Below are 19,273 nucleotides of genomic sequence, written 5' to 3'. Positions count from 1 at the left end.
CCACCCATCCTCGCCCCCACCTAACCGCCCTCGCCCCCACACGCAACCCCGCCACGGATCCCCATCGCCCCGCCTACCGTGGCCGCAACGACCTGGAGCGGAGTGAGCGATGAGGACCTACGACTATCTGATCGTCGGCGGCGGAATGGTGGCGGATGCGGCGGCGCGCGGCATCCGGGAACTGGATCCCGACGGGACGATCGGCATCCTCAGCGCGGACATCGACCCGCCCTACACCCGGCCGGCGCTGTCGAAGAAGCTCTGGACCGACCCCGAGTTCACGTGGGACCAGGTCCCTCTCGGGACCGAGGAGGCGACGGGTGCCGAGGTGCGTCTCGAGACGCTCGTCACGTCGATCGACCGCGAGGCGAAGACCGTGTCGATCGGCGACGGACATGAGCTCGGCTACCGACGGCTACTGCTCGCGACCGGTTCGAAGCCGCGCGAGATCCCTGCACCCGAGGACGATCGCGTGCTCTTCTTCCGATCAGCGGAGGACTACCGGCGGCTGCGCGAACTGACGGCGCAGGGCGGCCGGGCGGTCGTGATCGGCGGCGGCTACATCGGTGCCGAGATCGCGGCCGCGCTCGTGCAGAACGGCGTGGAGACGGAGCTCCTCTTCCCCTCGGGTGTCCTCGGCGACGACACGTTCCCGCCCGAACTGGCGCAGCGCTACGAGCAGTTGTTCCGGGATGGCGGGGTCGAGGTGCGCCCGAACTCCCGCGTCGAGGAGGTCCGCACTGAGGGCAACCGCCTGCACGTGGTGCTCGAGGGCGGCGACGAGCGTCCCGCCGACACCGTCGTGCTGGGACTCGGGGCCGACCCCGTGACGGACCTCGCCGAGCAGGCCGGGCTCGAGGTCGAGGAGGGAGTCGTCGTCGACGAGCACCTCGTGACGAGCGACGAGGCGATCTGGGCGGCGGGCGACATCGCGTCGTACCCCGATCCGATCCTCGGACGCATCCGTGTGGAGCACGTCGACAACGCGAACGAGATGGGCGCCGCCGTCGGCCGGTCGATGGCCGGGGAACGGCTGCCCTACACGCACACGCCCTACTTCTATTCGGCCGTCTTCGGCGTCCGATGGGAGGCGGTCGGCACCCTCGACCCCGAGAAGGACCCGCTCGTCGTTGATCTCGACGACGATCGCACGGTCGTCTACTACCGGGACGACTCCGGCACCCCCGTCGGCGTGCTGCTCTGGAACGTCGAGGATGCCCGCGACCTGGCCCGGGCGGTGCTCGTCGACGGTGAGACGGATGCCGAGGCGCTGCGCACCCGCATCGGCTGAGCACGCACGCGTGCGGCCGGTGCGCGAGTGTGCCAGGGTGAGCCCATGCGCCGCTCCCTCGTGTTCGCTGCGGCCGGCGGCCTCGTCATCGCCACGGCTCTCACCGCATGTTCCTCCGAGACTCCAGTGGTTCTCGGCAGCGGGTACGAGGTCTGCATCTCATCCGACGCGGAGATGGTGACGTTCGGGGATGTCGCGCAGGCGTCGGACGCCGCGGCGGTCCTGATGGATTCCGTCGAGCTTGTGGATCCCGAAGGTCTCGAACTTCGAGAGAGCTACCTGGTCCCCATCGAGAACACCACGAGCCTCGGGACCGACGCCTATCCTCCGGACCCCGAGGTCTGGGACCGCCGGATCGACGTCCGCGGAACGGTGGTCGATGCCGGCACAGACATGACGGTGCTGTTCGCCGTCGCTCCGGTCGGGGGCGGTGACGTTCACCGATCGTCCGGTTACGTCCTCCGGTACTGGCTCGATGGACGGCTGGTGGAGGCGAGGAGCGATGCCTCGTTCGTCGTCGCGCCCGACTGCGCCACGATCGAGGAAGTGGACTGACGCGCGCCGCGGTCGGGTCAGGCGACCGGCAGGGCGATGGTGACGGTCGTCCCGACGCCGACTTCGCTGTCGATCGTGAGGGTGCCGGGGTGCTCAGCGACGGACGCCGCAACGCTCGCCAGGCCGAGTCCTGACCCGCCGTCGTCGGGATCCGCGAGTCTGCCGCGCTCGCCCGATGCGGTGACGCGCTCGATGTCGTCGGGGTGGATGCCGCGGCCCGAGTCGGCGACCTGGATCACCACGTGGTCATCTCCGCGCACCACGTCAATCCGGATGGCACCGTCGGAGTACCGGGCGGCGTTCTCGATGACGTTGGCGAAGGCGCGGCGTAGGGCGAGCACATCACCGCGCACGTGGGCGGTGTCGAGTCGGCCGTAGTGGATGCGGTCGGCCGCGCCCGCCGGAAGGACGACGCTGACCGCGCCGCGGACGACGAGCGACACGTCGAACGTGCGCTGATCCTCGCGGGCGTTCCGCGACGCCTCGGCCATGAGGGCGCTCGCCATCGCGGCGAGGTGCTCGCTCGTCTCGATCGCGAGGCGGAGATATCGATTGTCGCCGCCGAGGTCGTCTTCGAGCAGGTCGAGGTATCCGCGCAGGGCGGTGACGGGCGAGATGAGGTCGTGTGCGAAGGTGCGCTGCAGCGACACCTGCTCGTCCTCGGCGCGCTTCTCGCCGCTGATGTCGCGCACGATCTTGACGAAGCCGGTGACCTCGTCGGCGTCTCGGATCGCCGTGATCGTCACGTGAGCCCAGAACTCCGAGCCGTCGTTGCGCACGCGCCAGCCGCGGTCCTCGACGCTCCCGTTCTTCCGAGCCTTCGCGAGCAGCGCGCCGGGCAGGTCGCGTGCGCGGTCGACTTCGCGGTAGAAGCGCGAGAAGTGCTCCCCGATGATCTCGTCGGCCGCGTACCCCTTGAGCGCCTCGGCGCCGGCGTTCCACCCCCGAACGACCCCGTCGGGGTCGAGCTTCACGATGGCGAAGAGCGCGACCTGCTCCTCCCACGCCTCGAGGGCATCTGTTCGTGTCCTCATGATCGCCCCGTCCCGTCCCAAGGGTGTGTGGGCCCAGCCTAGGAGCAGTTCGGTCCATCGACGTGCATGGAACGGTGGTGCACCCGCGCCGATCCGATGACGTCACCGCAACGAATCACCACCGTGAGAGGACCTGACGACTGCAAGATGGCGTCGACGGCGCGGACTCGACTGACGACGGATGCCGAGACCGCGGGGCTTCGGGCGGTCCAGGTGTCGACGGCGATCGGCGTCGTCTCGGCGCGCGTCGGCGTTCGGCGCAGCCCTGTGGCCACCGTCCTCCTGCACGGCGCTGCCGGGTCGTGGACGACCTGGACTCCTCTGCTCAGGGAGGCCGAGCTCAGCGGAAGGCCCGTGCCGAACGTCGTGGCGCTCGACCTCCCGGGCTGGGGTGAGAGTGCGCCTCCGCCTGGGGGTGTCGACATCGCACGCACGGCGATGGCCGTCCTCGAGGTCGTCCGGCAGCTGGGGTACCGGCGGTGGATCCTCGTCGGGCATTCTCTCGGCGGTGCGCTGGCCTTGGACATCGCCGCCCGTACCCCGGAGCTCACCGACACGGTGATCCTCGTGTCACCGTCTGGCGCGGCGGTCTTCGACGCCGTGCGGCGACCGGTCCGAGGAGGGCGGCGTCTGCCTGCATTCGCCGGGATGCTTCTCGCGATGCGGTTCCTGCGCAGCCTGGGCGGCGCGGCGCCCGGCCTTCTGCGCGTCCTCGAGCGTGAGGGCTTGCTCCGCGTGCTGAGCTCGCCACTGTTCGCGGCGCCGCGCGATATCGACCCGACGGTGATCCGGGCGCTCGCCGCGGAGATCCGACCCGCATCGTTCGTGGCTGCTGCGCGCGCGGCCGCCGCCTACGACGAGTCGTCGTGGCGCGGCATCCGCTGTCCCGTTCGGGCCGTAGGCGGCGACCGCGATGTCTTCGTGGGCGCGGCGGACGAGGCGGCCCTGTCGGCGCTCATCGCGGACTTCGCTGAGACCACGATCCCTGGCGTCGGGCACTTCGCTGCGGTCGAAAGACCCGCCGCAGTCCTCGCGCTCATCGATCGCGCCTTCGCCGCGCAACCGACTCTCTGATCCTCTTCGCGGGATCGACTGGCTGGGGCGGGTTTGGCAAGGTGGGTCATCCGTGGCATGTACAGAGGAGGACAGGATGGATCCGTTCACCGCAGCCGTTCTCGGCGCGACGCTGCTCGCGGTCTGGGGGTACGTCACGTACATCGCCGTCCGACGCGGGGTGCGCGATGGCCTCGCGGATCGCGCGGAGGCGGAAGCAGCTCGCCGCCAGACAGACGAGGCCTGAGGTCAGCGCACGGTCCTCCTCGAACGACCGGTGCGACGAGCTCGCCGCAGGCTCACGCTATCGCCGCTTGACCTCGCCCCAGGGGCATGGTCGAGGCTGAGCACGTGACCGCACATGACGAGTGGATGACCGCCGGGCGATTCGGCGCGGAGACGCTGCTGTCGGCGAAGGCCCTGCGCATCTATGCCGCGCGCGGGATGCTGCAGCCGCGCCGCGTGGACGAGAGCACCGGATACCGCTACTACTCGGCCGATCAGGTGCCGACCGGGTGGCTGATCGCGCTGCTGCGTTCAGCCGATCTGTCGCTCGATCGGATCGCGGCGATCATCACGGCCGCCGAGGACGATCCGGCCGCCGCGGTCGCTCTGCTCGATGACGCGATCCAGGCGATGCATCGTCGCAATGAGTCCAACGCCGTCGTGCTCACCCGAGCGCGCCTGCATCTCACGAAGGAGACCCCTATGTTCGCTGTCGAGACCGCGATCGAAGCCGATCGCCCGGTGATGAGTGTCATGCGTCGGATGGCGCCGCACGAGATGGACGAGGTCATCCACACCGAGGTCGGCCGCCTGCGCGATCTCGCCGCGCGCAACGGCCTGCGCCCGACCGGCGACCCGTTCGGGGTGTTCCACGCCCCCGTCACCGACGACTCCGACGGTCCGCTCGAGATCGTCCTCCCCGTCGACGGGCTCATGGATGAGGCCGACGGCGTCCGCAGCTACCGGCTGACCGGGGGACAGGTCGCGCTCCGTCACGCCGAAGGCCGCGAAACCTTCTTTCCCGAGATCCTCGCGCTGTACGACGAGGTGCACGCCTGGATCGTGGATGCCGGGGCGACCCCGGTCGGGCCCCCGCGGGAGATCTGGCACAACTCTCCTCGCGACGACGAGCCCCTGCGACTCACCGTCGCCTGGCCGTTCGCGGGCGGGAACGTCTGACCTCAGGGTCGGTCGAGGTCAGAGCCGCCGGACCATCGCGACGACCCGTTGGGTCGCGACGAATCCGACACTGTCGTACAGCCGGTTCGCCCCCGTCGGGGAGTCGGTGTCGACGTCGAGCACCGCGCGCTCGAGCCCCTCGGCCCGGATCGCGTCGAGCGCCGCCGCGATGACCAGCGGCGCGAGCCCCCGCTTGCGGTGCGATCGGATGACGCCGATCAGGTCGATGTAGGCGTGGGATGCTCCGAGCGCCGCGAAGTCCTCTTCATTCACCGAGGCGAGGCAGAACGCGACGATCTGCCCATCGTCGGTGACAGCCATCCGCGACAGATCGGGGCGGAAGAACTCGCCGCCGACGAACTGCTGCCAGCGCTCCTCGTTCGAGGGAAGACTTCCCCAGTGGTCGCGGAACGCGTCGTTGCGCGCGGCCAGGGCGTCGGCATCCCGAGCCCGGTCGTAGGGGACGACCGAGGTCCCGTCGGGGGCGTCGAGCGCGACGACGGGCTGGGCGAGGTCGCGTTCCATCGTCGAGAACCATCGCTCGGCCGTGTACCCCTGGGCGGCGAGGATGGCCGCGTGGTCGGTGTTGGTCTCCTCGACGTAGACCTTGAGTCGCCCCTCGGACCCGCCGTTCTCCAGCGACTGCGCCGCCCGTGCGACCTGCTGCCGGGCGCGGGCGTCGAGCCAGCGCAGCAGCGCGGTGCCGATGCCGCGGCGTCGCCATTCCGGGTGCACCGCTCCGCTGAGGTCGACCGACAGCATCCCGCCGGCGCGGGAGGGATGCAGTGCGCTGACACCGGTCGCGACGATCTCGCCGTCGGCGGTGACGGCGACCAGGGTGTCACGGGCTGGCGCGATGTGGCTCGACTCGAATGCCTCGGCGACGTCCTGCCGCGGCGTGGTCCAGGTGGGGTGGTCGACCGCGTCGGCCGAGCTGACGACTGCGTGGATCGCGTCGATGTCTGCGGATGTCGCCGCCCGCCAGGTCGCGATCGTCGGGTGCGAGGGCAGCTGGGGCTCAGGGGTCTTCTCGAGCCGATCGGCGAGGTGCAGGGGAGTCACGGGCCGACACTACTCGACGCCGTCGACGGCCCGACCGCGCACGCCGACGCTGAGACAAGCCCGTTGTCCTGCCGCCGTCCGCCCCTTAGTGTCCGGTCATGGGGACAGACACACGAGCCGCGCTCGAGAAGCGCCTGCAGAAACTCATCGACGAACGGAACGACGCCGCCCGCCCGGGACCGCTCTGACGTGGCCGGTCAGATCTCGGGGGAGTCGCATGCGACCCCCTCGCCTCGGGTCGTGGGCATCGTCCTCATCATCGCGAGCATCGCGGGCGGAGTGGCGGCCGGCGGGCTCATGCCCACGCCGTTGTGGTCGATACCGTCAGCCGTGGCGTTGACGCTCTGCACCATCGGGATGGGGGTCGGCGTGCTCTGGACGCTGCGATCCTCGTGGTCGGAGAAGTGGTGGGCGCGACGGGACAGTGACGTACCGGCGGGGCTGCGCGCGCGCCGCGCGTTCCGCAACGTCGGGATCGTCCTCCTCGCGCCGCTGCCGATCGCCGTCGCCCTGCTGGCCTGGCTCATCAGCGAAGGCGACATCGAGTGGTCGAGGGTCCTGTACGGGGGTTTCCTGGTGAGTGCATACGGTGCCAGCGGGGTGCAGCTCATTCGGCTGTCGCGCGGCGCCCGCAGGTCTTTGGGGGCGCGGGGCTCAGAACGCCCAGAAGAGCGTGAGGATGCGGGGCCGGGGTGGCATCCGCTCGGGGGTCCGCTCGGCAGCACCTTGCTCGGCGCATCACTCGTCCCATATGGGCTGTTGGTGCTCGGTGGCGCCAGCCAGCTCTACCTCGCCTTCGACGACGGATCGAACGGCGCCGTGCTCGGAATCGCCTTCATCGCTGTCGCCGCGGTCGTCGCATTCCTCCTCTTCCGCCGTTTCAACCGACAGGCGGACGTCGACGTCGACTCCGGGCTCATCCGCCTCGGATCGACGACGATCCCCTGGACGGAAGTCGTCCGCGCTGAGCTCATGGCGCAGCCCTGGTGGACGGGGTCGCCGCGGACCCTGATCCTCGTCCTCGGCGACGACGCGAAGGCTCGCGGCAGGGTCGTCCTCCGGCGTCGCGAGGCTCTGGAGCTCAGCGACGAGGAGACCGACGTGCTCACCCGCATCATCGAGGCGTCCCACATCGAGCTCCCGCGTGACAAGGACGATCCCCGCGGCAGGTTCTCTCGGCAGCTGTACCCCAACGCGCTGACGAAGGAGCAGGCCGCTGCGCTCGTCGCTGACCCGCCCACGATGGACGAGGACCTTCCCGTCGGCGCTCCGACCTGAGCCCGATCGAGACGCATGCCGCATTTGCCCGGCATGCGCAAGAGTGGGACTCCGTCCGCGCCTTAGGGCAGAGTGAGAGACAGCAGTTCGCCACACGCGCTGCCGCCTCGGTTCATCCGATCGCGTGTTCGCTCCGAACACCTACTGAAGGGATGACATGAGCACTCACACCAGCGGTAAACGGTTCATTCTCTGGGCCGCCCTCTCGGGTCTCGTCGCGGGCGCGGTGTTCCTCGCCATCGCCGAAATCGCAGCCCTCCTGTTCTCGAGCACGGCCAGTCCGATCCTCGCGGTCGGTTCGTTCGTCGTCGACATCGTGCCGCGGCCGCTGAAGGAGTTCGCGATCACGACCTTCGGGGAGTACGACAAGATCGCACTGCTCGCAGGCCTCGGCCTCGCGGTCGCGATCGCGTCGGCCATCGCCGGCATCCTCGAATACGTGCGACCGCCCATCGGCGTGATCGCCCTGTTCGCCGCCGGGATCCTGTCGGGCGCGGCGATCGTCACCCGTGCCGACGCGACGCCGCTGGCCTTCCTGCCGCCCACGCTCGGCACGCTCGGTTCCGCCGCCATCCTGCTGCTGCTCGGACGCTGGCTGCGAGGCTGGCGAGAGGACTCCCACACCGGTGACGCCGAGGGTCTCGACCGTCGGCGCTTCCTTCTGACGACCGCGATCGCCGGGGCATCCGCTGTGATCGTCGGCGTGACCGCTCGCGCCGTCAGCGCGGCCACCGCGTCGGCCGAGGCCATCCGCCGGGCCGTGAAGCTTCCCGCCCCGAAGACGACCATCGACATCCCCGCGGGCGCGGAGCTCGACGTGAAGGGCATCAGCCCGCTAATCACGCCGAACGCCGACTTCTATCGTGTCGACACGGCTCTCACCGTACCGACGGTCGACCCCTCGACATGGCGACTCGTCATCGACGGCATGGTCGACCAGCGCGTCGAACTCACGTTCCAGGACCTGCTCGACATGGGCCTCGACGAGTACGCGATCACGCTCACCTGCGTCTCGAACGAGGTCGGCGGCGGGCTCGTCGGCAACGCGATCTGGCAGGGCGTGCCGCTGCGCGAGGTGCTCAAGATGGCGGGCCCGAAGGCCGATGCCGACATGATCCTCTCGCGCAGCGTCGACGGGTACACGGCCAGCACGCCGCTGTCGGCCGGTACCGACGAGAACATCGACGCGATCCTCGCGGTCGCGATGAACGGCGAACCGCTGCCTCCGGAGCATGGCTTCCCCGTGCGCATGGTGATCCCTGGTCTGTACGGCTACGTCTCGGCCACCAAGTGGGTCACCGAGCTCAAGATCACGACCTTCGCGGCCGACGAGGCGTACTGGACGCCGCGCGGATACGCCGCGGAGGCGCCCATCAAGTTCTCGTCCCGCCTCGACACCCCGAAGAGCGGCACCCCGGTCGCGGCCGGGAAGGTCCCCCTCGCCGGTGTCGCGTGGGCGCAGACCGTCGGCATCGACAGCGTCGAGGTCAGCATCGACGACGGCGACTGGATGCCGGCGAAGCTGTCGACCCCCATCAACGAGGACACCTGGGTGCAGTGGGTGCTCGAGTGGGATGCGACGCCCGGCCCTCACTACGTCGCGGTGCGCGCGATCAACAAGGACGGCGAGACCCAGACCGAGGAGCGCGCGCCGATCGCGCCCGACGGCTCGAGCGGGTGGCAGCGGTCACTCATCACCGTCTCGTCGTGAGCGGGCGACCCCCTAGGGTGAGCACGTGACCCCCGTACGCGCCTACGTCATCACCGTGTCCGACCGGTCGGCCGCGGGGGAACGCGAGGACCGCGGCGGCCCCCTCGCCGTCTCGCTCCTCGACGCCGCCGGCATCGCGATCACGGGCACTGCCGTGGTCCCCGACGGGGCGGATGCCGTGGCGCAGGCGCTCCGCGATGCGCTGGGTTCGGGCGCCCGACTCATCGTCACGACCGGCGGCACGGGTGTGGGCCCGCGCGATCAGACCCCCGAGGGCACAGAGCGCGTCGTGACGCGACTTCTCCCCGGCATCGCCGAGGAGCTCCGCCGCGTCGGCCTCGCCGACACCCCCATGTCCATACTCTCGCGGGGGATCGCGGGTGTCGTCGACCCCGAGGGCGCCCTGGTCGTCAATCTGCCGGGCTCGACCCGCGCGGTGGCCTCCGGCATCCCGGTGATCGCCGCAGTCGCCCCCCACGTGCTCGACCAGGTGAGGGGCGGCGACCACTCGTGAACACCGTCCGCATCGCCCGGCTCGAAGAGGCCGCACTCGACCTCGACGCCCACCTGCGCGCCGTCGAGGACCCGCGCTTCGGCGCCGTGACGACGTTCGTCGGGCGGGTGCGCGACAACGATCCGGATGCCGCGACCGCCGTCATCGGTCTCGAGTACAGCGCCCACCCCGACGCCGAGGAGACGCTGCATCGCATCGCGGCCGAGGCGGGGAACGCATCGGCTGCCGTGGCCGTCAGCCACCGCGTCGGCAGCCTCGCCGTCGGCGACGCGGCGGTCGTGATCGCGGTCGCGTCGGAGCACCGTGCCGAGGCGTTCGAGGTGTGTCGCGCGATCATCGAGACGATCAAGACCGACCTGCCGGTCTGGAAGCGTCAGCTCGAAGAGGACGGCACCACGGCCTGGAAGGGCATCGGCGGCTGAAGTCGGCCCGTCGGCTCACCCGCCCGCGAAGGGCGGCAGCACGTCGATGAGGCGCGCGTCGGCGAGCGGGGTGTCGCCGTCGGTCCGCACGCCGTCGACGAGCACAGCGCAGTCGGGCAGCACGAACCACAGCTTCGGGTGCTCGTCGAGCAGGGCCGTGCGGAGCTCGGCGAGGGTCGCCTCGGACCGCTCCTCGCTCTCGGTGCCGGCGGCCTCGGCGGCTGCGGCGAAGTAACGCACGAGGGTCATGACTGCTTCTCCTCGCCGGGGCGCACCCAGTCGCCCGAGCGGCCGCCCGACTTCGCGACGATGCGGATGTTCTCCATCACGACGGCCCGATCGAGTCCCTTGATCATGTCGACGACCGCGAGCGCGGCGACCGAGACGGCGGTGATCGCCTCCATCTCCACGCCGGTGCGGTCGGCCGTGCCGACGGTCGCCGCGATCTCGACACCCTCGTCGACGATCTCGAGCTCGACGGATGCCCGGTGCACACCGATCACATGGGCCAGCGGCAACAGCGCGGCAGTGGACTTCGCCGCCTGGATGCCGGCGATCCGCGCCACGGCGAGCACGTCACCCTTCGGCGCCGTGCCGTCGCGGAGCGCGGCGATCACCTCGGCGCTGCACCGCACGAACCCGCGTGCGGTCGCCGTGCGGACCGTCGGGCTCTTGGCCGTGACGTCGACCATGTGCGCCCGGCCGGCCGAATCGAGGTGAGGAAAGCTCATCCCACCAGCATGACATCTACGTCGTCGCCGACGGCCACGCTCGCGACCTCGGCGGGAATGATCGCGAAAGCGGATGCCCGTGCGAGCCCACCCGCGAGGTGCGAGCCCGAGCCGCCCGCCGTCGCGGGGCGCACGGTGCGTGCGGCGAGGTCGACGACGGCGGGAAGGTACTGCCGGCGTCCGGGCGGTGTCGTCCAAGCCTCCGCGGCGGTGAGGGTCAGGCGTGCGCGGCGGATGTCGGTGCGGCCCTGCATCGCGAGGAGGGCGGGCCGCACGAACACCTCGAACGACACGGCGACGCTGACCGGGTTGCCGGGGAGGCCGAACACGAGGCATCCGTCGCCCACCGTTCCGAAGGCCTGCGGCTTGCCCGGCTGCATCGACACCTTCGTGAACTCGACCTCGCCGTGGCCGTCGAAGGCGGCGCGCACCGGCTCGTACGCTCCCGCGCTGACGCCGCCGGTGAAGACGATGACGTCGGCCCCGAGTTCCCGGGCGTCGGCGGTGACCTGTGCGACCGCGGCGCCGTCGTCGGCGACGCGCGCGGTCAGGACCAGGTCGGCGTCCGCATCGACGACGAGCTGTGCGAGGAGCGGTCCGTTCGAGTCGGGGATGAGCCCGCGCCGGACGGGTTCGCCGGGTGCGATCAGTTCGCTGCCCGTCGACACGACGGCGACGCGCGGCGCACGGACCACGGTCACCTCGTCGACGCCGGCGGCGACGGCCGCGGCCACCTGGAACGGCCCCATCCGCTCACCCGCGTCGATCACCACGTCGCCAGAGCGTAGGTCTGCGCCGCGGCGACGGATGAACGCGCCGGATGCCGGGGCCACGAGCACCTGCACGAGGTCGAGCGAATCGGCGAGCCCGCCGACGGTGTCCTCGAACGGCACGATCGCGTCGGCGTCGGTCGGGGTCGGCGAGCCGGTCATGATGCGGGCCGCCTCGCCCGCCGTGAGAGAAGGATCGGTCGCCACCCCGGCAGGCAGATCGGCGACGACGCGCAGCGAGACCGGGTGTTCCGCGCTCGCCGAGGCGACGTCGGCGGCGCGCACGGCGAACCCGTCCATCGCGGAGTTGTCGAAGAGGGGGATGTCGTGGGCTGCGACGGCGGGCTCGGCGAGCGTGCGACCCGCGCAGTCGCCGACCTGGACCGTCTCGCCGGGCAGGGCGCGGACCGCGGCCAGGACGCGCGCGAGCTGGTCCTCGACGCTGCGGAGCCCGCTCATGCGCCGGCCGCCGCGGTCGCGGCCGAGCGCAGCGGCAGCTCGTGCTGACGGCTCGAGAGCGAGTCGAGTACGAGCATGCGCCCGAGGAGCGGCTGACCGACCCCGATCGCGAGCTTGACGACCTCGGTGGCGAGGATGCCGCCGACCTGTACGCAGAGTGCGCCGAGCACGCCGACCTGCGCGCAGGTCGGCGGATCGCCCTCGGTGCCGACGGCGAAGAGGTCGCCCAGGACGACCGGGTCGCCCTCGGTCGGGCGGGACCAGAAGACGGTGACCTGCGCGTGCCATTCGCGCACGGCGCCCCAGACGAGCGGCAGGCCCAGCGCCTCGGTGGCCGCCGCGACGGCGCGACGGGTGGCGAACGAGTCGCTCGTGTCGATGACGATGTCGGCGCCCGCGAAGAACTTCTGCGCGTTGCTCTCGTCGAGACGCGCCGTGACCGGGGTGACGACCGTGACGGGGGAGAGGGCCGCGACCGCGCGCACGGTGCTCTCGGTCTTGTGCACGCCGATGTCCTCGATGCGGTGAGCGATCTGGCGCTGCAGGTTGTGCAGCTCGACGGTGTCGTCGTCGATGACGATGATCTCGCCGACGCCCGCCGCGGCCAGGGCGAGGATCGCCGGCGAGCCGATGCCGCCCGCACCGACGACGGCGACGCGCGTGTTCGCGAGACGGCGCTGCCCCTCGTCGCCGATGCCCTTCAGCACCGTGTGCCGCGCCGTACGCCTGCGCTCGTCGGGATCCAGCTCGGGCACGGGATCGACCAGGGGGCGCATGTCCCGAGTTTACGGGCGGAGAGGGATGCCGGGGCGGTGCCGCGTCATCGGCTCGTCGAGGCGCTTCGCGCCGCAGATGCGGATCAATATGCCCCGTGGCAGCCGCCGGTGCGGCATGATCGAACCATGACGACGTACCGTGTCTCCCGAGCCGCCCGACTGCTGGGTGTGAGCGACGACTCCGTGCGCCGATGGATAGACCAGGGACTGCTCCCGGTGACGGATGCCGTGCCCGCCGAGATCCCCGGCGAAGCACTCGCCGCCTTCGCGGTGAACATGGCGAACGACCCGGCCGACGGGTACGAGCACCGGTCGAGCGCGCGCAACAGGTTCGTCGGGATCGTGACGCGGGTGCAGGTCGACGGGGTGATGGCGCAGGTCGACATCCAGTCCGGTCCGCACCGGCTCGTCTCGTTGCTGTCGGCCGAGGCGGTGCGCGAACTGCAGCTCGAGGTCGGCACGCTCGCGCGGGCGTCGGTGAAGGCGACGAATGTCGTGGTCGAGCTGGCGGGGGAGTGACATGCGCCGTTCCGCTGTCGCGCTCGCCGCGCTCGTGCTCGCACTGACGGGGTGTGCCGCCCCGGCAGCCGCGCCGTCAGCCTCGGGTGACGACGTCTCGGGCTCGCTGACCGTCTACGCTGCGGCATCCCTGCAGGCGTCGCTCGACGAGATGGCCGAGGCGTTCACGGCGCAGCATCCGGGTGTGCAGATCAGTCCCGTCTACGACGGCTCGTCGACCCTCGCGACGCAGATCACCGAGGGCGCGCCCGCCGATGTCTTCGCCTCGGCGGACGAGGCGACGATGGCGAGCGTGGCGGAGTTCGCGTCCGATCCCGCGGTGTTCGCGACGAACACGCTCGTGATCGTCGTCCCGGCAGGCAACCCCAAGGGCGTCACGACGCTCGCCGATCTGTCGGACGTGGTGACGGTGCTCTGCGCTCCTGAGGTGCCGTGCGGCGCGGCATCCGCTCGGCTGCTCGAGGGCGCGGACGTGACGGTCGACGCGGCGAGCCTCGAGCAGAACGTGACCGCCGTGCTGACCAAGGTCGCTGCGGGCGAGGCCGATGCGGGCCTCGTGTACGCGACGGATGTGGTCGGGCGTGATGATGTCGGCTCGATCGTGCCCGAAGGCGCGGACGAGGTCGTGAACCGGTACGAGATCGCTGCGCTGACGGATGCCGCGAACCCCAACGCCGCCGAGGCGTTCGTCGACTTCGTGCTGTCGGATGCCGGGCAGAAGATCCTCGCGGACCGCGGATTCGGCGCGCCGTGAGCGACGCGCGCGGATACGTCCCGCGAACCCTGTCGCTTCCCGCCGTCGTCGGGCTGGCGTTCCTGATCCTTCCGCTGGTCGCGCTGATCGCCCGCGTGCGATGGTCGACCTTCGTCGCCGATGTGACCTCACCCGCGGCGCTGGCGGCGCTCGGGCTCTCGCTGGGCACGGGGGCGGCGGCCACCGCGATCTGCGTCGTGATCGGGGTGCCGTTGGCGCTACTCATTGCCCGCTCGGGTCCGCGGCTGGCGGCGGTGCTGCGCGCGGCGGTGACGGTTCCGCTGGTGCTGCCGCCGATGGTCGGGGGCATCGCGCTGCTGTACCTGTTCGGGCGGCAGGGGTGGCTGGGCGGGTGGGGACTGTCGTTCACGACGCCCGCCGTTGTGGTCGCGCAGACGTTCGTCGCGCTGCCGTTCCTGGTGCTCGCGGTCGAGGGCGCCGTGCGGTCGACGGGAGTGGACTTCGAGCGGACCGCGGCGGCGCTCGGAGCCGGCCGGTGGACCATCCTGCGGCGCATCACGCTGCCGCTCGCTGCGCCGGGCATCGTCGCCGGTGTCGTGCTGTGCTTCGCGCGGGCGATCGGCGAGTTCGGCGCGACCGCCCTGTTCGCCGGCAACCGGCCCGGCGTGACGCAGACGATGCCGCTCGCGATCTATACGGCGTTCAACGGCGCCGGCGTGACGCAGGGCACCGCCGTCGCGCTCGCGCTGTTGCTTCTCGCCGCCGCCGTGCTGGTGCTGATGCTCGTGCGCGGGTGGCGGCCGGGAGCGGTGCGATGAGCGGGTTGCAGGCGCGGGTCGTCGTGGAGCGGCCGCGGTTCCGGGTGGACGTCGCCCTCGACGCGGCCGCGGGCGAGGCGATCGCGGTGATGGGCCCGAGCGGCGCCGGCAAGTCGACGGTGCTCGAGGCTCTCGCCGGTCTGGTGCCCCTCGAAGACGGTGAGATCTCCGTCGCCGGTCGCACGGTCGAGCGGGTCGCCGCCCCGAAGGTGCGCACGGCGCCGATGCACCGGGGAGTCGTGCTGCTCGGCCAGGACCCGCGACTGTTCCCGCACCTCAGCGCGCGCGAGAACGTGGCGTTCGGGCCGCGCGCCGCGGGGATGCCCACCGCGCAGGCGCGCGCCGAGGCCGACGCGTGGCTCGAGCGGGTGGGCCTCGCCGGTACGGGCGCGCGCATGCCGCGCGAGCTGTCGGGAGGTGAGCAGCAGCGCGTCGCGATCGCGCGGGCGCTGTCGGCGTCGCCGCAGGTGGTGCTGCTCGACGAGCCGCTGGTCGCGCTCGATCCCGTCACGGCGTCCGCGATCCGGGGGATGCTGCGCGAGCAGCTCGCCGGCACGACGACCGTCGCCGTCACGCACGACGCCGGCGACGCGGTCGCCCTCGCAGAGCGACTGTTCGTGGTCGAGGCGGGAGCGGTGGTGCAGAGCGGCGCGGTGCGCGAGGTGCTGGGGGCACCGGCATCCGCTTTCGTCGCCTCGGTGGCGGACATGAATCGGATGCCGGGGGTGTCGTCGCGCGGCGTGTGGCGGGGGTCGACGGGTCAGGTGCTGACGAGCGCGGATGCCGCGTCGACGGCGCTCGCCGCTGGGGAGGGTGTGGCGCTCGCTGCCGTGTTCCGGCCGTGCGACGTGCGGATTGTGCATGGCGCGGGCCCGAACGCGTGGGCGGCGACGGTGGTCGGGGTGGAGCCGACTCTCGCGGGGACGCGTGTCCGGACGTCGGAAGGTGTGGTCGACGTGTCGGAGACGGCGGTCGCGGTCGGCGACACGGTGTGGTTGCAGGTCGACCCGGGGCGGGTGCGGTTCGTGGCGATCCCGGACGCTCGCGGGGCTACTTCCGGCTGACCCAGACGTTGTCCGAGATCATGTCTCGTTCTTCGCCGCTGCGGTAGCTGAGATCGGCGTTGACGCTGGCGGTGTCGCTGATCCGGATGGACACGTAATCGGGCTCGCACTCCGTGGTCTGCCAGACGTCGTCGAGGGCGAGCGACAGGCAGAGCGAGCCGTCGTCATCCGCCGCGCGAGCCAGATAGACGTCGTAGTCGTCGGCCTTGCCGACGTAGCGCAGGGTCGCGACGTCGATCTGGCCGTCGGCGCCGGTGACGACGGATTCCGGTCGGTCCGCGACGGTCTGCTCGCGGGCGGACTCCGCCGGCGAGCAGGCGGTCAGGAGCAGTGCGATCGCGGCGAGGGTCGGCAGGGTGGCGCGGCGGAGGCTCATATGCCGGAAGCTAGCGCGCGATCCGGCGTCGAGCCGGGGATTGGTGCCGATTTCCCAGCCCAGGGCGGCTCTGTTCGCCCCGTCCGTGGATGCCGCCGATTAGGCTCGGAAAATGGCATGCCACGGGGGGACAGAGCGGTGACGGCCGTTCCGATCTCGCTGGGTCGCGCCGCGCCGCAGATCCCGTCGGGCGCTCTTCCAGATCCGGCCGTCGGCCTGGTCGACACGCACCGACGTGTGCACCGCGACCTGCGCATCTCGCTGACCGACCGGTGCTCGCTGCGCTGCACGTATTGCATGCCCGAGCAGGGCAACGAGTGGCTGGCGCGCACGAGCATCCTGACGACCGACGAGATCGTCGAGATCGCGGAGGTGGCGGCGAGCCTCGGCATCCGCACGTTCCGGCTCACTGGCGGCGAGCCGTTGCTGCGGACCGACATCGTCGACGTGGTGCGTCGGGTTGCGGCGATCTCGGGACCCGAGGGTCCGGTCGAGGTGGCGATGACGACGAACGGGATCCGGCTGGCCGAGGTGCTGCCTGACCTGATCGACGCGGGGCTGACGCGACTCAACATCAGCATCGACACGATCGACCGCGAGCGGTTCGCCGCGCTGACGCGACGTGACCGGCTCGATGACGTGCTCGAGGGGATCGCGGCAGCCGCGGCATCCGATCTGAAGCCGTTGAAGCTCAACGCCGTCGCGATGCGGGGCGTGAACGACGATCAGCTCGTGGACCTCGTCGCGTTCGCGATGGAGGTGGGCGCGCAACTGCGGTTCATCGAGCAGATGCCGCTGGATTCGGGGCACACGTGGGATCGGAGCGCGATGGTGACGCGCGAGGAGATCCTTGAGGCGTTGTCGGAGCGGTGGTCGCTCGAGCCGGTGCCCGGCCGCGGCGGCGCTCCCGCCGAGAAGTGGCGGATCGACGGCGGTCCGCACGAGGTCGGTGTGATCGCATCGGTGACCGCGCCGTTCTGCGGCGCGTGCGACCGGCTGCGCCTGACCGCCGACGGTCAGTTCCGCAATTGCCTGTTCTCGCTGACCGAGTACGACGTGACGAGTGCGGTGCGAGGGATGCCGGTGGATGCCGCGCCCGAGGATCGGCGTCGCGTGATCTCCGAGGTGTTGCACGCGTGCGTGCTGGGCAAGCTGCCCGGGCACGCGATCAACGACCCGTCGTTCCTGCAGCCGGCGCGGGGGATGAACGCGATCGGGGGCTGACCGAGCAGGTCAGATCGTGTCGCGCCCCCAGCGACTCAGTGCAGCAATCGGCTCTGCCAGATCGAGCCCGCGATCGGTCAGGGCGTAGGCGCGGGTGTTGTGCTTCAGCGGGAGGCGGCGGAGCACCCCCGCCGCTTCGAGCTCCTTGAGGCGAATCGCGAGCATGTTCGTCGGTACGCCCAGCTCACGCTGCAGGTCGCCGTAGCGCTGCGGTCCCTTGAGGAGCTGCTCAACGATGAGCAGAGCCCAACGCGAACCGACGACCTCGAGTGCGGCGGCGAGGTCGCTCACGAGGTCTGGTCGGCGTCCGGCTTCATCCAGAACGGGGAGTAGTGGTAGCCGTCGGGGTCGTCGAACTGACGCTGATACATGAAGGGGTAGTCGTCGGTGTCGCCGACGCGGCCGCCTGCGGCTCGCGCCCGTTCGATCATCGCGTCGACGGCTTCCCGGCTGTCGAGGTCGAACGAGACGGTGACCTTCGATGGAGTGTCGGGGCCACCGATGAGGTCTTCGACGCCGCCGACGCTCGCGTACATCTCCCGGCTGCCGAGCATGACGTACTGGTCGGGCGCGATCGCGACGCACGACACGTTGTGGTCGGACATGTCTGCGTTCAGAGTCCATCCGAGGGCGGTGTAGAAGGCCGTGGCGCGTTCGACATCGGCGACGGGACACGTGATGAAGAGGCTCATGCGGGGATACTTGCAAAATGCAAGTGCGTCGTCAAGGGGTGACGTGCGGGTGGCAGGTCAGCCCTCAATCCCCGGCGGAGCCTTGCCGGTGGCGCCGTCGATCACCTGACGGTCACCGAGCGGCTGATCCAGCTCGACTCGGACGTCGTCGAGGCATGCGTCACCCTGGGAGCGCTTCGTCGCGGTGACGGTGATGGTCACCGTCTGGTCGTTCTCTTCTACAGCTGCGACAGGGTCACCCTGACACGTGTCGACCGTGACCACGTCACATTGATCATCGTGCTCCCTCAAGCGCGAGCAACCTCGCCTGATGCCGAAGGAGTGGTCATTCGGCCTCGGCAGTCTGCCGGTCGATGATCTCCTCAACGCCACCCGGAAAGCGGTGGACTTCTTGCGGCCAGTCGAGGCTGAGGGCGAGGCGTCCGGCCCAGTAGCGTGCGTCCTCGTCGGTCGGCACGTCGATCACGGTGAACCCGCCGAGATGCTCCTTGGTTTCGACGAATGGGCCGTCGGTGAACACGGGCTCGCCATCGGTCAGCTGCACGCTGAAGAGCGCCGTCGATGCGTCGATGCCGCCGTCGGCGAAGACGAACACGCCTGCCTGCTTCATCTCCTCGAGCACCGCCATCGACGCCTGGCTCTTGGTCTGCAGCTGCTCGGCGGTCTGCGGGGGCACCCACTCGTCATTGAAAGCGATCAGGTAGTTCGGCACTGTCGTCTCCTCTTATCGAGATAGCGGCCGCGGCTCAGCGCGGCGGTCGCCGCGATCCGTTCGGGTCGCCCATACCGTCCACGAACGGCGGCCTGCGAATACGACACTATGGCGCGAACGGATGCGGGGGAGGTGTCATTTGCCTTCGGCGCCGGCCCTTTCGCGGCGCGCGCTCGTCCGGATCAGGCAGTCGCTCCACGCTGAACACGTCATTGCCGACGTCGACCGAGCGAAGGTGACGAGCGAAGCCAGGTGAACCGGAGGTTTCGCTGCCCTGGGAGGCTCCTGACTCTTCCAAACCATGCAGTGAAC

General features: G+C 70.7%; 25 protein-coding genes. 14 read left to right on the top strand and 11 right to left on the bottom strand.

Translation table 11 applies throughout. The annotated features are described in order from the left end of the window. The first annotated feature begins 109 nt into the window (after window positions 1-109). Together ACIGEP_RS13580 and ACIGEP_RS13575 are read left to right on the top strand one after the other, a co-directional pair. On the top strand, window positions 110-1,291 hold the full coding sequence (locus ACIGEP_RS13580; RefSeq protein WP_396662165.1) for an NAD(P)/FAD-dependent oxidoreductase: 1,182 nt from the start codon (window positions 110-112) through the stop codon (window positions 1,289-1,291). A 45-nt stretch (window positions 1,292-1,336) separates the two neighbouring features. Beyond that, the gene (locus ACIGEP_RS13575; protein ID WP_396662164.1) at window positions 1,337-1,846 is read left to right on the top strand and encodes a hypothetical protein; all 510 of its coding nucleotides are present in this window, start codon (window positions 1,337-1,339) and stop codon (window positions 1,844-1,846) included. A 17-nt stretch (window positions 1,847-1,863) separates the two neighbouring features. Here the strand turns inward: ACIGEP_RS13575 and ACIGEP_RS13570 are convergent, their stop codons facing one another. Continuing rightward, entirely contained in the window at window positions 1,864-2,880 is a 1,017-nt protein-coding gene (locus ACIGEP_RS13570; protein ID WP_396662163.1) for an ATP-binding protein, read from the bottom strand. 123 nt (window positions 2,881-3,003) lie between these two features. Between ACIGEP_RS13570 and ACIGEP_RS13565 the strand changes: the two genes are divergently transcribed. The 3 genes from ACIGEP_RS13565 to ACIGEP_RS13555 all read left to right on the top strand — a co-directional run bounded on the left by ACIGEP_RS13565 (window position 3,004) and on the right by ACIGEP_RS13555 (window position 5,118). After that, window positions 3,004-3,954, top strand: coding sequence for an alpha/beta fold hydrolase (locus ACIGEP_RS13565; protein WP_396662162.1), 951 nt, complete (start codon window positions 3,004-3,006; stop codon window positions 3,952-3,954). A gap of 76 nt (window positions 3,955-4,030) precedes the next feature. Then, complete coding sequence (locus ACIGEP_RS13560) at window positions 4,031-4,180, top strand: hypothetical protein (RefSeq protein ID WP_396662161.1); 150 nt, start codon at window positions 4,031-4,033, stop codon at window positions 4,178-4,180. A gap of 104 nt (window positions 4,181-4,284) precedes the next feature. Beyond that, window positions 4,285-5,118, top strand: coding sequence for a MerR family transcriptional regulator (locus tag ACIGEP_RS13555; protein WP_396662160.1), 834 nt, complete (start codon window positions 4,285-4,287; stop codon window positions 5,116-5,118). A gap of 18 nt (window positions 5,119-5,136) precedes the next feature. On the opposite strand, the gene ACIGEP_RS13550 is transcribed toward ACIGEP_RS13555, so the two are convergent. After that, complete coding sequence (locus ACIGEP_RS13550) at window positions 5,137-6,180, bottom strand: GNAT family N-acetyltransferase (protein ID WP_396662159.1); 1,044 nt, start codon at window positions 6,178-6,180, stop codon at window positions 5,137-5,139. A gap of 240 nt (window positions 6,181-6,420) precedes the next feature. On the opposite strand from ACIGEP_RS13550, the gene ACIGEP_RS13545 reads away from it, so the two are divergent. The 4 genes from ACIGEP_RS13545 to ACIGEP_RS13530 all read left to right on the top strand — a co-directional run bounded on the left by ACIGEP_RS13545 (window position 6,421) and on the right by ACIGEP_RS13530 (window position 10,105). Further along, entirely contained in the window at window positions 6,421-7,458 is a 1,038-nt protein-coding gene (locus ACIGEP_RS13545) for a hypothetical protein (protein ID WP_396662158.1), read from the top strand. Between the two features lie 157 nt (window positions 7,459-7,615). Further along, window positions 7,616-9,169: a molybdopterin-dependent oxidoreductase gene (locus tag ACIGEP_RS13540; protein ID WP_396662157.1), complete on the top strand. Its 1,554-nt coding sequence runs from the start codon at window positions 7,616-7,618 to the stop codon at window positions 9,167-9,169. Between the two features lie 25 nt (window positions 9,170-9,194). After that, window positions 9,195-9,683 (top strand): molybdenum cofactor biosynthesis protein B, encoded by a 489-nt coding sequence (locus tag ACIGEP_RS13535; RefSeq protein WP_396662156.1) that lies wholly within the window; start codon window positions 9,195-9,197, stop codon window positions 9,681-9,683. After that, entirely contained in the window at window positions 9,680-10,105 is a 426-nt protein-coding gene (locus tag ACIGEP_RS13530) for a molybdenum cofactor biosynthesis protein MoaE (RefSeq protein WP_396662155.1), read from the top strand. Before ACIGEP_RS13535 ends, ACIGEP_RS13530 begins: the two co-directional genes overlap by 4 nt. Before the next feature lie 15 nt (window positions 10,106-10,120). Here the strand turns inward: ACIGEP_RS13530 and ACIGEP_RS13525 are convergent, their stop codons facing one another. From ACIGEP_RS13525 to ACIGEP_RS13510, 4 genes are read right to left on the bottom strand one after another with little or no spacing between them, the layout of a single operon-like run. Next, window positions 10,121-10,354, bottom strand: a complete 234-nt coding sequence (locus tag ACIGEP_RS13525) for a MoaD/ThiS family protein (RefSeq protein ID WP_396662154.1) — start codon at window positions 10,352-10,354, stop codon at window positions 10,121-10,123. Next, window positions 10,351-10,836, bottom strand: coding sequence for a cyclic pyranopterin monophosphate synthase MoaC (gene moaC, locus ACIGEP_RS13520; protein ID WP_396662153.1), 486 nt, complete (start codon window positions 10,834-10,836; stop codon window positions 10,351-10,353). Before moaC ends, ACIGEP_RS13525 begins: the two co-directional genes overlap by 4 nt. Next, window positions 10,833-12,065: a gephyrin-like molybdotransferase Glp gene (gene glp, locus ACIGEP_RS13515; protein ID WP_396662152.1), complete on the bottom strand. Its 1,233-nt coding sequence runs from the start codon at window positions 12,063-12,065 to the stop codon at window positions 10,833-10,835. The genes moaC and glp overlap by 4 nt, the downstream gene beginning before the upstream one ends. Further along, window positions 12,062-12,841 carry a HesA/MoeB/ThiF family protein gene (locus tag ACIGEP_RS13510; protein WP_396662151.1) on the bottom strand — a complete coding sequence of 260 codons (780 nt, stop codon included), beginning with the start codon at window positions 12,839-12,841 and terminating at the stop codon, window positions 12,062-12,064. The genes glp and ACIGEP_RS13510 overlap by 4 nt, the downstream gene beginning before the upstream one ends. Window positions 12,842-12,967: 126 nt before the next feature. On the opposite strand from ACIGEP_RS13510, the gene ACIGEP_RS13505 reads away from it, so the two are divergent. The 4 genes from ACIGEP_RS13505 to ACIGEP_RS13490 are packed head-to-tail and all read left to right on the top strand — an operon-like array spanning window position 12,968 to window position 15,957. Then, the gene (locus ACIGEP_RS13505; protein WP_396662150.1) at window positions 12,968-13,360 is read left to right on the top strand and encodes a molybdopterin-binding protein; all 393 of its coding nucleotides are present in this window, start codon (window positions 12,968-12,970) and stop codon (window positions 13,358-13,360) included. 1 nt (window position 13,361) lies between these two features. Continuing rightward, complete coding sequence (gene modA, locus ACIGEP_RS13500) at window positions 13,362-14,114, top strand: molybdate ABC transporter substrate-binding protein (RefSeq protein WP_396662149.1); 753 nt, start codon at window positions 13,362-13,364, stop codon at window positions 14,112-14,114. Further along, window positions 14,111-14,893: a molybdate ABC transporter permease subunit gene (gene modB / locus ACIGEP_RS13495; RefSeq protein WP_396662148.1), complete on the top strand. Its 783-nt coding sequence runs from the start codon at window positions 14,111-14,113 to the stop codon at window positions 14,891-14,893. Before modA ends, modB begins: the two co-directional genes overlap by 4 nt. Next, entirely contained in the window at window positions 14,890-15,957 is a 1,068-nt protein-coding gene (locus ACIGEP_RS13490) for an ABC transporter ATP-binding protein (protein ID WP_396662147.1), read from the top strand. The genes modB and ACIGEP_RS13490 overlap by 4 nt, the downstream gene beginning before the upstream one ends. Here ACIGEP_RS13490 and ACIGEP_RS13485 read toward each other — a convergent pair. Further along, window positions 15,944-16,333 (bottom strand): hypothetical protein, encoded by a 390-nt coding sequence (locus ACIGEP_RS13485; RefSeq protein ID WP_396662146.1) that lies wholly within the window; start codon window positions 16,331-16,333, stop codon window positions 15,944-15,946. The genes ACIGEP_RS13490 and ACIGEP_RS13485 overlap by 14 nt on opposite strands. 138 nt (window positions 16,334-16,471) lie before the next feature. Between ACIGEP_RS13485 and moaA the strand changes: the two genes are divergently transcribed. After that, window positions 16,472-17,557: a GTP 3',8-cyclase MoaA gene (gene moaA / locus ACIGEP_RS13480; RefSeq protein WP_396662145.1), complete on the top strand. Its 1,086-nt coding sequence runs from the start codon at window positions 16,472-16,474 to the stop codon at window positions 17,555-17,557. Window positions 17,558-17,566: 9 nt separating this feature from the next. On the opposite strand, the gene ACIGEP_RS13475 is transcribed toward moaA, so the two are convergent. From ACIGEP_RS13475 to ACIGEP_RS13460, 4 genes are all read right to left on the bottom strand, one after another. Further along, window positions 17,567-17,848 carry a winged helix-turn-helix transcriptional regulator gene (locus ACIGEP_RS13475; protein ID WP_396662144.1) on the bottom strand — a complete coding sequence of 94 codons (282 nt, stop codon included), beginning with the start codon at window positions 17,846-17,848 and terminating at the stop codon, window positions 17,567-17,569. After that, window positions 17,845-18,249 carry a VOC family protein gene (locus ACIGEP_RS13470; protein WP_396662143.1) on the bottom strand — a complete coding sequence of 135 codons (405 nt, stop codon included), beginning with the start codon at window positions 18,247-18,249 and terminating at the stop codon, window positions 17,845-17,847. The genes ACIGEP_RS13475 and ACIGEP_RS13470 overlap by 4 nt, the downstream gene beginning before the upstream one ends. A gap of 57 nt (window positions 18,250-18,306) precedes the next feature. Next, a complete protein-coding gene (locus ACIGEP_RS13465; RefSeq protein WP_396662142.1) occupies window positions 18,307-18,450 on the bottom strand; it encodes a hypothetical protein in 144 nt (47 codons plus the stop codon). 124 nt (window positions 18,451-18,574) lie between these two features. After that, window positions 18,575-18,961, bottom strand: a complete 387-nt coding sequence (locus tag ACIGEP_RS13460) for a YciI family protein (protein WP_396662141.1) — start codon at window positions 18,959-18,961, stop codon at window positions 18,575-18,577. Window positions 18,962-19,273: the final 312 nt, after the last annotated feature.

Source organism: Microbacterium sp. NPDC077663, from assembly GCF_044542795.1.
In the GTDB taxonomy this organism is placed as follows: Bacteria; Actinomycetota; Actinomycetes; order Actinomycetales; family Microbacteriaceae; genus Microbacterium.
The sequence above is the reverse complement of the archived record's forward strand: the minus strand, read 5'-3'. Positions and strand labels throughout refer to the sequence as shown.

Bases quoted from the DNA above. Each gene is read 5' to 3' on its own strand.
- ACIGEP_RS13580 (WP_396662165.1), top strand. From the start codon at position 110: ATGAGGACCTACGACTATCTGATCGTCGGCGGCGGAATGGTGGCGGAT.
- ACIGEP_RS13575 (WP_396662164.1), top strand. From the start codon at position 1,337: ATGCGCCGCTCCCTCGTGTTCGCTGCGGCCGGCGGCCTCGTCATCGCC.
- ACIGEP_RS13570 (WP_396662163.1), bottom strand. From the start codon at position 2,880: ATGAGGACACGAACAGATGCCCTCGAGGCGTGGGAGGAGCAGGTCGCG.
- ACIGEP_RS13560 (WP_396662161.1), top strand. From the start codon at position 4,031: ATGGATCCGTTCACCGCAGCCGTTCTCGGCGCGACGCTGCTCGCGGTC.
- ACIGEP_RS13540 (WP_396662157.1), top strand. From the start codon at position 7,616: ATGAGCACTCACACCAGCGGTAAACGGTTCATTCTCTGGGCCGCCCTC.
- ACIGEP_RS13525 (WP_396662154.1), bottom strand. From the start codon at position 10,354: ATGACCCTCGTGCGTTACTTCGCCGCAGCCGCCGAGGCCGCCGGCACC.
- moaC (WP_396662153.1), bottom strand. From the start codon at position 10,836: ATGAGCTTTCCTCACCTCGATTCGGCCGGCCGGGCGCACATGGTCGAC.
- glp (WP_396662152.1), bottom strand. From the start codon at position 12,065: ATGAGCGGGCTCCGCAGCGTCGAGGACCAGCTCGCGCGCGTCCTGGCC.
- ACIGEP_RS13510 (WP_396662151.1), bottom strand. From the start codon at position 12,841: ATGCGCCCCCTGGTCGATCCCGTGCCCGAGCTGGATCCCGACGAGCGC.
- ACIGEP_RS13505 (WP_396662150.1), top strand. From the start codon at position 12,968: ATGACGACGTACCGTGTCTCCCGAGCCGCCCGACTGCTGGGTGTGAGC.
- modA (WP_396662149.1), top strand. From the start codon at position 13,362: ATGCGCCGTTCCGCTGTCGCGCTCGCCGCGCTCGTGCTCGCACTGACG.
- ACIGEP_RS13490 (WP_396662147.1), top strand. From the start codon at position 14,890: ATGAGCGGGTTGCAGGCGCGGGTCGTCGTGGAGCGGCCGCGGTTCCGG.
- ACIGEP_RS13485 (WP_396662146.1), bottom strand. From the start codon at position 16,333: ATGAGCCTCCGCCGCGCCACCCTGCCGACCCTCGCCGCGATCGCACTG.
- ACIGEP_RS13470 (WP_396662143.1), bottom strand. From the start codon at position 18,249: ATGAGCCTCTTCATCACGTGTCCCGTCGCCGATGTCGAACGCGCCACG.